The organism is Maribrevibacterium harenarium, from assembly GCF_006385675.1.
Lineage (GTDB): Bacteria > Pseudomonadota > Gammaproteobacteria > Pseudomonadales > Marinomonadaceae > Marinomonas > Marinomonas harenarium.
The window spans coordinates 78,477-92,285 of the sequence record NZ_VFRR01000003.1; the positions used below are offsets into that span (position 1 = coordinate 78,477).

Annotated in this window: 13 protein-coding genes; 8 read left to right on the plus strand and 5 right to left on the minus strand. The window is 48.0% G+C overall.

What is annotated here, in order from left to right; translation table 11 throughout:
• Nucleotides 1-3: 3 nt before the first annotated feature.
• Nucleotides 4-1,647, minus strand: a complete 1,644-nt coding sequence (locus tag FJM67_RS02655) for an FGGY-family carbohydrate kinase (protein WP_140587142.1) — start codon at nucleotides 1,645-1,647, stop codon at nucleotides 4-6.
• Between the two features lie 710 nt (nucleotides 1,648-2,357).
• Between FJM67_RS02655 and FJM67_RS02660 the strand changes: the two genes are divergently transcribed.
• The 6 genes from FJM67_RS02660 (at nucleotide 2,358) to tkt (ending at nucleotide 9,844) form a co-directional block, all read left to right on the plus strand.
• The gene (locus tag FJM67_RS02660) at nucleotides 2,358-3,008 is read left to right on the plus strand and encodes a DUF2291 family protein (RefSeq protein WP_140587143.1); all 651 of its coding nucleotides are present in this window, start codon (nucleotides 2,358-2,360) and stop codon (nucleotides 3,006-3,008) included.
• Nucleotides 3,005-4,555: a sugar ABC transporter ATP-binding protein gene (locus FJM67_RS02665; protein WP_140587144.1), complete on the plus strand. Its 1,551-nt coding sequence runs from the start codon at nucleotides 3,005-3,007 to the stop codon at nucleotides 4,553-4,555. Before FJM67_RS02660 ends, FJM67_RS02665 begins: the two co-directional genes overlap by 4 nt.
• A gap of 28 nt (nucleotides 4,556-4,583) precedes the next feature.
• Nucleotides 4,584-5,636, plus strand: a complete 1,053-nt coding sequence (locus FJM67_RS02670) for an ABC transporter permease (protein ID WP_140587145.1) — start codon at nucleotides 4,584-4,586, stop codon at nucleotides 5,634-5,636.
• 91 nt (nucleotides 5,637-5,727) lie between these two features.
• The gene (locus FJM67_RS02675) at nucleotides 5,728-6,678 is read left to right on the plus strand and encodes a D-ribose ABC transporter substrate-binding protein (protein WP_140587146.1); all 951 of its coding nucleotides are present in this window, start codon (nucleotides 5,728-5,730) and stop codon (nucleotides 6,676-6,678) included.
• Nucleotides 6,679-6,846: 168 nt separating this feature from the next.
• A complete protein-coding gene (gene tal / locus FJM67_RS02680) occupies nucleotides 6,847-7,812 on the plus strand; it encodes a transaldolase (RefSeq protein ID WP_140587147.1) in 966 nt (321 codons plus the stop codon).
• A gap of 10 nt (nucleotides 7,813-7,822) precedes the next feature.
• Nucleotides 7,823-9,844: a transketolase gene (gene tkt / locus FJM67_RS02685; RefSeq protein WP_407943548.1), complete on the plus strand. Its 2,022-nt coding sequence runs from the start codon at nucleotides 7,823-7,825 to the stop codon at nucleotides 9,842-9,844.
• A gap of 78 nt (nucleotides 9,845-9,922) precedes the next feature.
• On the opposite strand, the gene FJM67_RS02690 is transcribed toward tkt, so the two are convergent.
• From FJM67_RS02690 to FJM67_RS02705, 4 genes are all read right to left on the minus strand, one after another.
• Nucleotides 9,923-10,312, minus strand: a complete 390-nt coding sequence (locus FJM67_RS02690) for a DUF423 domain-containing protein (RefSeq protein WP_235889970.1) — start codon at nucleotides 10,310-10,312, stop codon at nucleotides 9,923-9,925.
• 2 nt (nucleotides 10,313-10,314) lie between these two features.
• Nucleotides 10,315-11,298 (minus strand): WD40 repeat domain-containing protein, encoded by a 984-nt coding sequence (locus FJM67_RS02695; RefSeq protein WP_140587148.1) that lies wholly within the window; start codon nucleotides 11,296-11,298, stop codon nucleotides 10,315-10,317.
• Nucleotides 11,270-11,740 carry a sigma D regulator gene (rsd, locus tag FJM67_RS02700; protein ID WP_140587149.1) on the minus strand — a complete coding sequence of 157 codons (471 nt, stop codon included), beginning with the start codon at nucleotides 11,738-11,740 and terminating at the stop codon, nucleotides 11,270-11,272. The genes FJM67_RS02695 and rsd overlap by 29 nt, the downstream gene beginning before the upstream one ends.
• A gap of 134 nt (nucleotides 11,741-11,874) precedes the next feature.
• Nucleotides 11,875-12,366 carry a disulfide bond formation protein B gene (locus FJM67_RS02705; protein WP_140587150.1) on the minus strand — a complete coding sequence of 164 codons (492 nt, stop codon included), beginning with the start codon at nucleotides 12,364-12,366 and terminating at the stop codon, nucleotides 11,875-11,877.
• Between the two features lie 128 nt (nucleotides 12,367-12,494).
• Between FJM67_RS02705 and FJM67_RS02710 the strand changes: the two genes are divergently transcribed.
• Together FJM67_RS02710 and trmB are read left to right on the plus strand one after the other, a co-directional pair.
• Complete coding sequence (locus tag FJM67_RS02710; protein WP_140587151.1) at nucleotides 12,495-12,920, plus strand: flagellar basal body-associated FliL family protein; 426 nt, start codon at nucleotides 12,495-12,497, stop codon at nucleotides 12,918-12,920.
• 101 nt (nucleotides 12,921-13,021) lie between these two features.
• Nucleotides 13,022-13,750, plus strand: coding sequence for a tRNA (guanosine(46)-N7)-methyltransferase TrmB (trmB, locus tag FJM67_RS02715; protein WP_140587152.1), 729 nt, complete (start codon nucleotides 13,022-13,024; stop codon nucleotides 13,748-13,750).
• Nucleotides 13,751-13,809 lie beyond the last annotated feature (59 nt).

Below are 13,809 nucleotides of genomic sequence, written 5' to 3' on the forward strand. Positions count from 1 at the left end.
GCCTCATTGATTATTCGCGCAGAAGTCGGGGGCTCGCCCACTTGCGTCGTTCTTGTTATGCGTTGAATTCTGACCATTAGCGGCGCATGCAAAGTCACGCTGCTTAGCTAAGGTTTGCCAAACATGGGGGTATGATTGACGTTGTTCTAAATAGGCTTGGTATAAGTTGTCATAAATGCGAGTAAGGTTAGGATCAACCGCTTCGCTTTGCCCTAATAAAGGGGTGACCCATTCGGCAATGCAGGTATTCATATCTGGGTAATAGCCATTTGCCACGGCTGCCATCATGGCGGCACCGGCAGCACCGGCTTCTTCACGTAAAGAGACGCGCACATCGGCACCCACACACGCTGCTAAAATAGCGCGCAACTGGGCCGAACGTGCAGCACCACCACTGAGGCGTAATTCGGTCGCGGCACCGCCCATGCCTTCATAGCAATCACGCATAGCCATACCGATACCTTCAATCACCGCACGGACCAAATCAGGATAACGATGTCGATAAGTGACACCGGTAAAACTGGCTCTGGCATTAGCATCAACAAAGGGGCCACGTTCACCCGCATCGGAAATATAAGGATGATAGATAAGCTGCCCCGGCTCAGATTGATTTAGCCAGCCTTCGATTTTGGCAATCAAAGCTTTGTTATCTGCGTCGATACCGAACTCCGCCAAGAGCTCACTGGCTACGTTTAGCAACCAATCTAAATTCAGTGCCGATGCCATATTGGTTTGTACTTGCGTCACTTTTCCTGGAACCGGCAAGACGATGACATAACCCGTACCGGCATCATTGAGATACACTTCTTGGTCCGCAACCGAACGCATGTGCACCCCGGTAGAACCAATCACGGAGCAAGAAACGCTGTCGTCTTGGGTATGAACGCCAGCCCCTAGCGCCGTCATCACCATGTCCACATAAGCCAACGACACGGGAATCCCCGCTTTTAAGCCAATTAATTCCGCTGCGGACTGGGATAACGGATGGGTGGTTTCACTGCCATCGATAATAGGGGGTAGTAAATACCGATAGTCATTCAAGCCAAGCTGAGCGATCACTTCGTCCTTATACTGGCGGGTGCGGAAGTCGCCAAAGGTAAAACTGGCTTCGGATGGGTCCGTCGCCTTGATACCGGTAAGATTGAAGTACAACCAGTCTTTACAGTGAAAGGCGGTGGCCGCTTGGTCTAACAATTCCGGGTAATGGCGTACCATGTGAGCAAGCTGGGCACCCTGTTGGCACGTATTCAATCCTGTACCTGTCGCTTCGAACCGGGACCTCTCTCCGTCTAGAGACTGTAACTGCGCCACAGTGGGAGCTGCCCGACCATCTAACCATAACCAAGCATCCGTTACGGGTTGTCCGTCAGCATCAATCAACCAGGTGCCATCTCCCTGAGCCGTCACCGCCAAAGCAACGACACGCTCACGGAAATTAGATAGTTGCTTACCAAGATCAGCGATCGCTTGCGCGCAATCTAACCACGTCTGTTGTAACGACTGTGTTGCTGCGCCCTCTTTTGTGGTGTGGTAAGTGTTACGTACTGATGCGACGAGAATTTGCTCGCCTTTCAACGAGAATGCGACGGCTTTGATAACAGATGTGCCGGCATCGATGCCGATAATAAGTGGCTGGTGGTTAGTCATTGTGCACCTCGACTGACTGCGTGTTGGAAGGAATATTTCCACACCTTGACACAGTCGCGGCAACAATGAAGCCCCTTTTTATTGTTCTTAGCATGACAGACCTCGGAAATACACCTTGGTTATCAGTAATCCTCAACCAAGGTGAAATATTTTTCTTGTTTTGTTAATTATTTCTTTGGTTCCCGTATCTGTCAACCTTGTTTTTCGATTATTTTCCAATCAATGAAATATCTTTCAACTACTCAATAATCCCCAATGATGTTCAAAAACATGGTCAAAATAGCAACATAACCAACTGAATTTATTGCATTTATCCAGAAAAACTACCTGTATAAACAGTTTTCTATCAACCGAAAACAAAAAAGCATCAGACTCCTATAACGTCACGATGAAATGATATTTTTTATTTTTTAAGCAAAAAATTTCATTGACAGCTATTTTCTTTTGTCCCATTGTTATGTGCAAAGATCAAACAAACCTCTAAAAACAAACTCTGATCTCGGCTAGATCACCTAAGTGAATGGCGCTAGAAGCAACGATTAAACGTAGCGACGGATGCTGCCACTTAGGGCTAGAGGAAAACTGCCGGAGCAAAATAACAATGATAAACATCACTGTGCATCTATTCCCATCTGCAGAGCGTGTTACACGCCAAACTGCAGCCACGGACGCCACTGCAGCAACCCTAGGTTGCAAACAAGGAGAGCGTCATGGGCACTGAGCTTTCCAATCAAATCACCCAACAAAAACGTAAACTCATTGCTATGAGTGGCTTAGCGGCCGCCGCATTAGTCGGCGCTATGGTGTTAGATACCAAAGTCATAGTGAACGGCTCACTCGAAGATTTACGTCAACAAGCCTTTTCACCGGATAATTACGCCAAAATTCACTATCCAGAAATCAAAGCATTCGTTCTCGAGAAAGCGGTTGATGGGCAGACACTTCTGAGTGCTTTAAAGGAAGACAAGAAGGCGGCGGGGCAGCAATACGGCGTTGCCGGGGGCATTGGCCCAGTGATCCCTGTGACCTTTAGCGGTCAAGTATTAGACGGCCGTTCCGGCGTATTTAAGATCAAAATCCCCGGTTTCCCTGACAATCAAACGGTGCGGATGCAAACGGGGCCTGCTATTAATGGCACAGATTTACGGGATGCAACTGGCAAAATTCAGTTCGGTGAATTTAAGAATCAGATCGAATACCAAGATGTTGGTGCGGCTATCAACCGTGTTATGAAAGCGGACACGCTTGCCAATCTTGATCAAGATAACCTAAGCGGGCAAGAGATCGATGTAACCGGCGTGTTTCGTCTTATCAACGCCAAAAACTGGCTAGTCACGCCAGTGGAGGTGAGCGTACGATGAGTTTAGCCCATGATTTCAACCATCAACCAACTTCACAAGATGAAGTGGTCTTATCAGCCCGTCATATTGCCAAGTCCTTTGGTAACACCCACGCCTTAAAAATGGTGAATTTCGATATTCACCGGGGCCAAGTAACCACCCTATTTGGTGAGAACGGTGCCGGTAAATCGACACTAATGAAGATACTTTCCGGGGTGATCACACCAACCTCGGGGGACATCATTTTGGATGGCGAGTCGGTGGTATTCCATAATGCCAATGAAGCTCGCGCCAAAGGCATTTCAATTATTCACCAAGAATTAAGTCTCGCTCCAAACCTCAACGTGCGTGACAACATCTTTATGGGTCGCGAAATCATCCGCAATGGACAGGTGGACTTTGCCGAGGAAGAGCGTCAAACACGCTTGTTAATGGAGGAGCTAGAGGAAGATATCGACCCTCTTATGCCCCTTGAGGAATTACGCCTCGGGCAACAGCAGATTATCGAGATTGCCCGCGCCATTTCACAAAACTCGCGCATTCTAATTATGGATGAGCCCACATCGGCACTCAGTGCGGCAGAAGTGGAAGTACTGTTTAAAGTCATCCGCGACTTGACCAGTAAAGGCGTTTCCATTGTCTACATCTCACACCATTTAGAAGAAGCCTTAGAAATCACTGACCATGCGGTGGTACTGCGGGATGGAGTGATGACAGCTTACGCGCCCCGTCGGGATATCGATCTGGAGTGGATCGTCCGCAACATGGTAGGAGAAAACTTTGATCTAGGTACACCACCCCAAGGTTATGACTTTGGCGACACCGCATTAGCCGTCAAAGACTTAGTCATCGCAGACCCGAAAGGGGGCCACTACAACGTGGTGGATAAGCTTTCCCTCGAGGTAAAAGCCGGCGAAATCGTTTGTGTTTATGGGCTCATGGGCGCAGGCCGCTCGGAGTTTATGGAATGTGCCGCCGGTCGACTCAAACCTAAGTCTGGATACATCCTACTTGGCGACCAAGACATTAGCACTTTAAGCGTGGGACAAAGGATTCAATCAGGTCTCGCATTAGTCCCCGAGGATCGTCAGAAGGATGGTTTAGTACAAACCATGAGTGTGGGTGAAAACCTCTCATTGGCGAGCATCGGTGAGTTTGCCAAGGGGCTGCTGACCCCCCGCAGTGCCGAAAACAAGCTGATAAAAGATTCGATTAAATCCGTCACTGTCAAAACCTCTGGCCCTGAAGCGGCGATTGGATCCCTGTCTGGCGGTAACCAACAAAAGGTTGTCATCGGCAAAATGCTGGCTACTGGTCCTAAGGTGTTGCTGTTAGACGAGCCTAGCCGCGGCATTGATATCGGTGCCAAAGCCGAAGTTTTTAAACTGCTCGCTGAAAAAGCCAAGGAAGGGTTGGCCGTGATTTATTCCACCTCTGAAGTGGCGGAATGTCTCAGTATCGCTCACCGCATTATCGTGATGCACAAGGGCAAGATTTCGGCGCAATTCGATTCCAACGTATCCAAAGAACAAATAATGGCAGCTTCTGGTGAAGCTGTTACCCATTAAAAAATAACAACAAGATTGGAGCTCTATTATGTCTGCAACGGCTAAAACCCAACCGGCCCCGCACGTGCCGGTAAAGAAAGAAAAGCTCGATATTGGACGTTTACTGCTAGAAGGCCGCGCTTTCTTCGCCTTAATCGCCATCATCATCTTCTTTTCCTTTATGTCACCGCACTACTTTTCGGTGAATAACTTTTTAATCATGTCTTCCCACGTGGCCATCTTCGGTCTACTGGCGATCGGTATGCTGCTGGTAATACTGAATGGCGGTATCGACTTGTCGGTGGGGTCTACACTTGGGCTGTGTGGCGTATTCGCTGGCTTCTTGATGCAGGGTGTGAATTTAGAGTTTCTGGGCATCACCTTATACCCTTCACTCTGGGTCGTGGTGCTACTGACCTGTGGACTTGGCGCCGCTGTCGGTATCGTCAATGGCGTCTTGATTGCACACTTCAAAGTTCCAGCGTTCGTTGCCACTTTGGGGACCATGTATGTCGCCCGTGGTATCGCCTTATTGATGACCAATGGTTTGACTTACAACCAACTCGCCGGTAAGCCAGAGCTAGGCAACACCGGTTTTGAATGGCTTGGTTTTAACCGTCTTGCCGGTGTACCAATCAGCGTACTGGTACTAATAGCAGTCGCCCTTTTGTGTGGGCTAATGCTTAGCCGCACCGCCTTCGGTCGCTGGTTATATGCTTCCGGTGGCAATGAAACAGCAGCCGATTTATCTGGCGTTCCTATCAAACGAGTCAAAATCGTTGTGTATATGTTGTCTGGGATTTGTGCTGCCCTAGCAGGTCTAGTGTTGTCTTCACAATTAACCTCTGCCGGACCAACCGCTGGTACAACCTATGAATTAACAGCAATCGCAGCTGTGGTTATCGGTGGTGCGGCATTAACAGGTGGTCGCGGTACGGTTCGCGGCACCATCTTAGGCGCGCTTGTCATTGGTTATTTATCCGACGGTCTCGTCATCATCGGTGTGTCTGCCTACTGGCAAACAGTCTTCACCGGAACAGTCATCGTTTTGGCGGTATTACTGAACAGCTTGCAGTACGGCTCATCAGGTAAAAGTCGCTAGAACTGTGTGCGGCAGAGTAACTTTCTACTGTGCCGTCATTCGCTCGCCGAGCTTCGGCAAACTCGTAAAATAATAAATCGGAGTACAAGATATGTTTAAAACTACCAAGCGTTTACTCGTTGCTTCTACTGCTAGCTTAACACTAATGGCCGGCAGTGCATGGGCTGATGGTTTAATCTCCATCATCGTCAACGACCCATCGAACCCATACTGGTTCACAGAGGGTCAGGTAGCTAAGCAAACCGCTGAAGATTTAGGCTATACCGCTAATGTATCTGCACACAAAGGCGATACCAACACGGAAAGTAAGCTAATCGATACCGCCATCACTAATAAAGCCGAAGCGATCATTCTCGACCCTGCAAACGCTGATGGCTCTATCGGTGCGGTACGTAAAGCCATTGCCGCTAATATTCCAGTATTCATCGTGAACGCAGAAATAAACCAAAGTGGCCTAGCTAAAGCGCAGTTAGTATCAAACAACGCACAAGGTGCTGCACTAGGCGCAATGCAATGGGTGGAAAGCGTTGGCGATTCAGGTAATTACGTTGAGCTGTTCGGCGCACCAAGTGATAACAACGCAGCGACGCGTTCAAACGGTTTTGAAACAGTGCTTAGCCAGTACCCAGACCTGAACAAAGTTGCTCGAGAAGTCGCTAACTGGGATCGTACTCAAGGCTACAACAAAATGCAGTCTATTCTACAAGCGAATCCAAATATTAAAGGGGTAATCAGTGGTAACGACGAAATGGCACTCGGCGCTATCGCAGCCCTAAAAGAAGCCGGCAAACTGGACCAAGTGAAAGTAGGTGGTTTTGACGGTTCCCCAGATGCAGCCAATGCTATTTTGAATGGTGAGATGGAGTACACCGTTCTACAGCCCGTGGCGATATTTGCCGCTGAAGCAGTACGTCAAGCAGACAACTACATCAAAACTGGCTCTACTGGAGTGGATGTGGAAAAACAACTGTTTGATTGCTACCTAATCACTTCTGAAAATATTCGTAACTACACTGCTGCTTTTGTACTGTCTGAGTACTAAGTCGTAATACGGTTAGTTCCCTCAACTAACCCCGTGAGGGCTACCGTCGTAGCCCTCTATACATTCCCCAAATTCATGTTGCTTTCCTCTCCTCTATTGGAAGAGATGCGCACGAAATTTGGTGACTGATCTTTCGTCTACTAACAATTGATATAAAAGACAATAACTATGACCGCTCTCTCTCAATTACGCGATCACTCTATCGTGGTGGCTGATACTGGTGATATTGAACAAATTAAACGCTTCCAACCTCAAGATGCAACGACCAACCCATCGTTAATCTTGGCGGCCATCGAATCCGGCAAATACGATGCCCTAGTGACCGATGCTCTCACTTGGGCACAAAACAATAGCCACTTCTTAAATGAGGACACCTTTAGCTTAGCGAGTGATCGTTTGATTGTGCTACTAGGTAAAGAAATTAGCTCGGTTGTGCCAGGGGTGGTCTCTACTGAAGTAAATGCCAAGCTATCCTTTGATACCGAAAAAACCGTCGCCAAAGCACTCTTTTTGATAGAGCAATACGCCAGTATCGGTATCTCCAAGGACAAAGTGCTCATCAAGATAGCCGCCACATGGGAAGGTATTCAAGCTGCTCGCATACTTGAGCAACAGGGTATTAAATGTAATTTGACGCTGATTTTTAACTTTCATCAAGCACTTGCTTGTGCTCAAGCCGGTGCATTTTTGATTTCCCCATTCGTAGGCCGTATTTTAGATTGGTATAAGAACAACACGGGGCAAACATATAGTCACCCTTGTGACGACCCCGGTGTGCAATCCGTCCGCGATATTTATACCCATTTTAAAGAACACGGTTACCCAACCATCGTTATGGGAGCCAGTTTCCGTAATACCGGTGAAATACTGTATCTAAGCGGCTGCGACCGTCTCACTATTGGCCCCTCCCTACTAGCTGAACTGGACGCCATGGATAATCTTGACGATTTCTTCCCAGCCATCACAACCGCTCACCAACGCCAGGCCTACCCAGAAGCTACTGTCACAGAAACGAGTCTACGTTGGGCTCTAAACGAAGACCCAATGGCGACCGAAAAATTGGCTGATGGTATTCGTGTCTTTGCCAAGGCTCAGGACAAACTAGAACAACTGCTAATGAACTGGTCAAAATAGGATAACCATCATGACAATGCCAAACACCGACCGTCGTACTTTAGCGAACGCCATTCGCGCTCTTAGTATGGACGCTGTTCAACAGGCTAATTCAGGCCATCCCGGGGCACCAATGGGCATGGCAGATATTGCTGAAGTACTATGGCGGGACTATTTGCAACATAATCCTGCCAACCCTAAGTGGCCTAATCGAGACCGATTCATTTTATCCAATGGGCATGGCTCCATGTTGTTATACAGCCTGCTGCATTTAAGCGGTTATGACCTAGCGCTTGAGGACTTAAAGCAATTTAGACAACTGCATTCTAAAACACCCGGTCACCCAGAGTACGGCTATACCGAAGGCGTGGAAACCACCACCGGACCATTGGGTCAAGGGATAGCCAACGCGGTTGGTATGGCACTGGCAGAGAAAACCATGGCGGCCCAATTTAACCGCCCCGGCTTTGATATAGTCGACCACTACACCTATGCCTTTGTTGGCGATGGCTGTTTGATGGAAGGCATTTCTCACGAAGTATGCTCCTTAGCCGGCACCCAACAACTAGGCAAACTAATTGTCTTTTATGACGACAATGGTATTTCCATTGATGGTGACATTGATGGCTGGTTTACCGACGATACTCCAGCCCGTTTTCGATCTTACAATTGGCAAGTCATTGCTGATGTGGATGGCCATGATGCCAACGCCATTATTAAAGCGTTAGAACAAGCTCGTAGCGATAGCCAACGCCCCACTTTAATTTGCTGTAAAACCACCATCGGCTTTGGTTCTCCCAATAGAGGTGGCAGCCATGATTGTCATGGCGCGCCACTTGGTGAGGAAGAAATTGCCGAAACACGGAAAGCCTTGAACTGGCCATATGACCCGTTTGAGATTCCTGCCCCCATAGCCGATGCTTGGAATAGTGTCGACAAAGGACAAACCTTAGAAGCGTTGTGGCAGGAAAAGTTAGCTCAATATGCCCACGCGTTTCCTGAGGTATACGCTGAATTTAAACGCCGAACAGAAAAAGCTTTGCCAGAAGACTGGTCTCAGACAAAAGCTGAACTGTTGGCGTACAGTCGCAGGTTAGATGCTCCGGTCGCCACCCGAAAATGTTCCCAGAATGCACTGCAAATTCTTGGCAAAGGGGTACCGGAGTTACTTGGGGGATCCGCCGATTTGGCTCCTTCTAACTTAACAATGTGGTCTGGCTCTAACGCCATTACCCCTAGTCATGCAGATGGCAACTATCTGCACTATGGTGTGCGCGAATTTGGCATGACCGCAATAATGAATGGTATGGCGCTCTATGGTGGCTTTATTCCTTACGGTGGTACTTTCCTAATGTTTATGGAATACGCCCGCAATGCGGTACGCATGTCTGCCTTAATGAATCAACGCGTCATTCATGTGTACACCCATGATTCCATTGGCCTTGGGGAAGATGGACCGACCCACCAGCCAGTCGAACAACTCACGGCTCTTCGTGTCACCCCTAATCTACACACATGGCGTCCATGTGATCAATTTGAAGCAAGTGCCGCTTGGATTAGCGCACTGGAGCGCAATGATGGACCGAGCGCGTTTATTTTGTCGCGTCAAAACTTGCCGCAACAAAGTCGCACCGCGGCACAAGAGGAAGAAGTATTTAAAGGTGGCTACATATTGCAAGACTGCGATGGGGAGCCTGAGCTAATCTTAATCGCCACCGGGTCTGAGATAATGCTAGCCACCGACGCCGCAACAGAGCTCAGCCAACTAGGGACTAAAGTACGCGTTGTTTCCATGCCCTGTGCGGAAAAGTTTGCCGAGCAAAGCCATAGCTATCAGGAAAAAGTCTTGCCCAATAAAATACGGGCCCGGGTTGCTATCGAATGTGGACACAAAGATTACTGGTTTAAATTTGTCGGCATCGACGGTGCAGTAATTGGTATCAACCGGTTCGGTGAATCCGCGCCAGCGGACAAACTCATGGAACTCTTCGGTTTCACTAAAGAAAACGTTGTACAGACTGGGTTGGGAGTAATAAAAGCTCAGCGACACTAACAAACTTGCTAATTTAGCGCACCGGCTCGTTCTGTATTACTACTAAAGGAGGTTGACAGAACGAGTTGGTTATCTCGCCTAGCCACGCCACAAACGGTAGGCTAATAACCCCCAACCACTCAAATAAGTCACTCCACCCAGAGGGGTAATCATACCTAGGCTAGTAATACTGGTTAATGTCATTACATATAGGCTTCCGGTAAACAAGATGCTGCCTAAGGTAAAGAGTAAAGTTACTTTGGCTAAGTTTGCTCGATAACCCATAAAAGCAACGACAATCAAACCGGCTAAAGCATGATACATCAGGTACTGGCTGCCTGTTTGCCACCACCCTAGCGCTCGCTCATCGACTAAATTCTTTAACCCGTGGGCGCCAAATGCCCCTGCGGCAACGGCGATACCCGCTTGCAGTGCACATAGGCTGCCCCACAAACGCTGTACCGCAGTCAGTTGTTTCATTTGATTCATGTTTATTTCAGTACGTTTAGAAAACCATTACTACCAATGGCATAGTAGGTATTACCGGGGCCGAACGCCAAAGCTAGCACACTGGCACCTGTCGGACGCAACGTGTCTCTAAGATGCAAGTCCCAATATTGTTGCACCTTGCCCGTTGCCGTTGAGACTAGGTTAACCCGGCGATTGACTTGCCCTAACAGCAAATTACGACTGTCTTTAGAAAAGACAGCTTGGCTAATAGTGACTTTACGATTTTGTAACTCACCGGTGTTAATTTCGGAGGTTTCGCGTCCAGTTAAAGTGGACCAGACTTTGGCAGTACCAAGTTGAGCCGCGGCAAAGGCGTAAGTACCATCCGGGGAAAGGGCTACCGAGGCGATATTATTCGATAACTGCCAGGTATATTTGGCCTCACCGGTTTGCAGATCCCACAGGATAACTTGGTATTTGTCATCTCCCGTCAAGCCATAACGACCATCGGCAGACACATCAACCGCTCTGACCACCGCTCCGGTGCGCAGAGTCTGTAGGATTCCGCCATTTTTGACATCGAAATAACGGGCAGTCTGATCATCCATCCCTACCAATGCAAAATCACCATTACGCGTTAGTTTGAGAGATTTAATATCACCAGGAGTATTCCAAAATCCAGCCGACTGACCAGTAACCGTATTCCACAGCACCATCGTACGGGCGCCACCGGTTACGCCATAATCGCCACTTGGGTCGATATCCACGCTAATTAGAGGGGTAAATTCCCCTTGGGCATGGTTCCAGTTATAGCGACGTTCGCCACGGCGAGTTGACCAGTAGCTACCACCATGCTGAATCGAGCCAACTATAGCGGCGCTGCCGTCATCACTGAGCGCAGCCGAATACAATCCTTGCACCGCCATTTCAGTGGTGCTACTGGGCCCTTGAGCGGAGCAAGCGACCAGCGCCAAGCTGGCCATTGCTAGTACTGATTTAAGCGCTTTTTTCGCTGTGCGCTTCATGGAGTTCTTCAATGAGTCGATCCTCATACCCAAAGCGTTCTGCCATTACTACGGCCAAGGCTTGCAAAGAAAACGGTAATTCTTCCAACAAGCTATTACACTGTTCCTTGGTACCGTATTTGTCGTCAAACTCTAGCACAATTTCTGTAGTGGACTGAATTTCCGGTAACAATTCATGCAATAGTTTCAAAGCTTCGTCGTTATGAAAATCTTTAGCTTCATGGGCGAGCTGTTCATAAATCTCAAAATGACCGACCGATACGTAATCCACCAACATTTCGGCAAATAATTGAATATTAGGTGTGTCGGTAGGGGTGAATTCCCCTCGCTCTCGTAAACGAATATAGGTTTCTATCAGGGTACGTCGTTGCTGCAACCAACGGTCGATCAGGGTATGCACCCCACCCCATCTTTCCTGAGCTGATTTACATCTTTCTAACATGAGCTGTTCCTCGCCGTCTTCAGGTTACTCGACTAGCATATGCCTATAGTTGGTTGCTCACAAGGTGCCGCTGATAACACTTTGTAACGTTTATGAGCAGTTCCAATACATTTTGTAGCTTCTGGTAAAACGGATTATGCCCTGCGCAGAGCAATAAAAGCATTGACCAGCGCCATACCAATGAAAGCAACCAGAGTCCAACCAGGAATGCTTAAGCCAAGGAAAGTCCACAATACATCGCCACACTCACCCGTCCCCATGATCATGGCCTGCATAATTTCCTGCCAAGGGAATACTTCCACCATATAGCTCAAGCCTGGCAAACAAGCGGGCAACTCCTCTGCAGGTAAATTCTGTAAATATAGATGTCGAATAGCGAGAGCGGCACCCAACACAGCAAATACGACCACCGACCAAGAACAAATAATACGACTACGAACTGTGTGATACAGGGCAGATATTAGTGATGCCACACCAATGAGGAAGAAAAAGATACGCTGTAACATGCATAAAGGGCATGGCTCCAAGCCCATCTCATACTCCATATAAAACGCCACGCTCAGTAACGCAAACGCCGTAAACGCAATCACCCCGTGGAAACGACGTGCTGAAAATAAAGCAACCATGAGATATTCCTTAAATTATTCTGCCGATAATAGACAGCTAACTAGTGATTTCGTGCGAAACCTTGCTGACAGCCATAAGCACTGGCAGGTAGTATAATGACTATCGTCACGAATTCGAGAGACAGGTTATGTTCCAAACTCTTCTTTTAGGGAAAAAAGCATCGCAATTCCTATTATTTGCAATGTTGCTCGCACTATCACCTTTTACTCACGCCGAAGATGAAGCGGCACCCGTTATGCCAGTATACATTGAGCTGAAACCGGATTTCATTGTTAACTATATCGCCCCGGGGCCCAAGCTACGCTACATCAAAGCAGGAATTAGCCTGCGCTCAGATAGCACTCAAGCTGGAGTGATTCAGGGCAATATGCCGATCGTGCGTGATGCTATTGTGATGTTTCTTAGCTCACGTACCGGCGAACAAATTAGCGGCGCACTCGCCCGGGAAGAAACTCGTAAAGAGTCAGTCGGTGCTATCAACGCGGCGCTAAAAGAAGAAACGGGAATGGAACCGGTAATGGATGTGCTCTTCACTAGCTTCGTAACCCAATAAGTCGGTTGCTTCATGGGGTGGCAAGCAAAAGTTGTCACCGTCCCCATGGATTTTTGTTACCATTGGCACCAATTTATTCAATCAGCCAACAATACAATTCCATGCAAACAGAAGACAACAATATCACCGAAACGACTTCCTCAAACGAGCAAGCCCCTCACAAGCGCACGATTCGCAGTTTCGTTGTACGTGGCGGGCGTATGACCGAAGGACAACAAAAAGCTTATGACAACAACTGGGCCATTTATGGTTTAGATGTAGAATCCGGGCGCCTTGATTATCAACAATTATTCGGTCGCGAATCCGATGTTGTCATAGAAGTGGGCTTCGGCATGGGTGCTTCCTTAGTGGAAATGGCAAAGAATGCACCGGAAAAAGACTTTATCGGCATAGAGGTACACCCGCCGGGTGTGGCTAAACTGATGATGCTGGCAAGTGAAGCCGGATTAACCAATATTCGCGTCTACTGTCACGATGCTATTGAAGTGATGGCAGATTGTTTACCCGAAGCCCAAGCAAGTACTTTCCAATTATTCTTTCCAGACCCTTGGCACAAGAAAAAGCATAACAAGCGTCGTATTGTGCAGCCACTATTTGCCCAACAAGTGGCTGGCGTACTCAAAACTGATGGAGTCTTTCATATGGCAACGGATTGGGAGCCCTATGCAGAGCACATGCTGGAAGTAATGGAAGCCCAAGAAAACTATCAAAACGTAGCAGGCAAAGGCTTGTATCACCCTCGTCCTGATTGGCGTCCACTGACTAAATTCGAACAACGTGGTGAACGCTTAGGTCATGGAGTATGGGATCTAATCTACAAAAAGATCTAACTCTAGTTCAATTAAAAATGGCTCCATCGGGAGCCATTTTTATTTCACCTAACGGAATT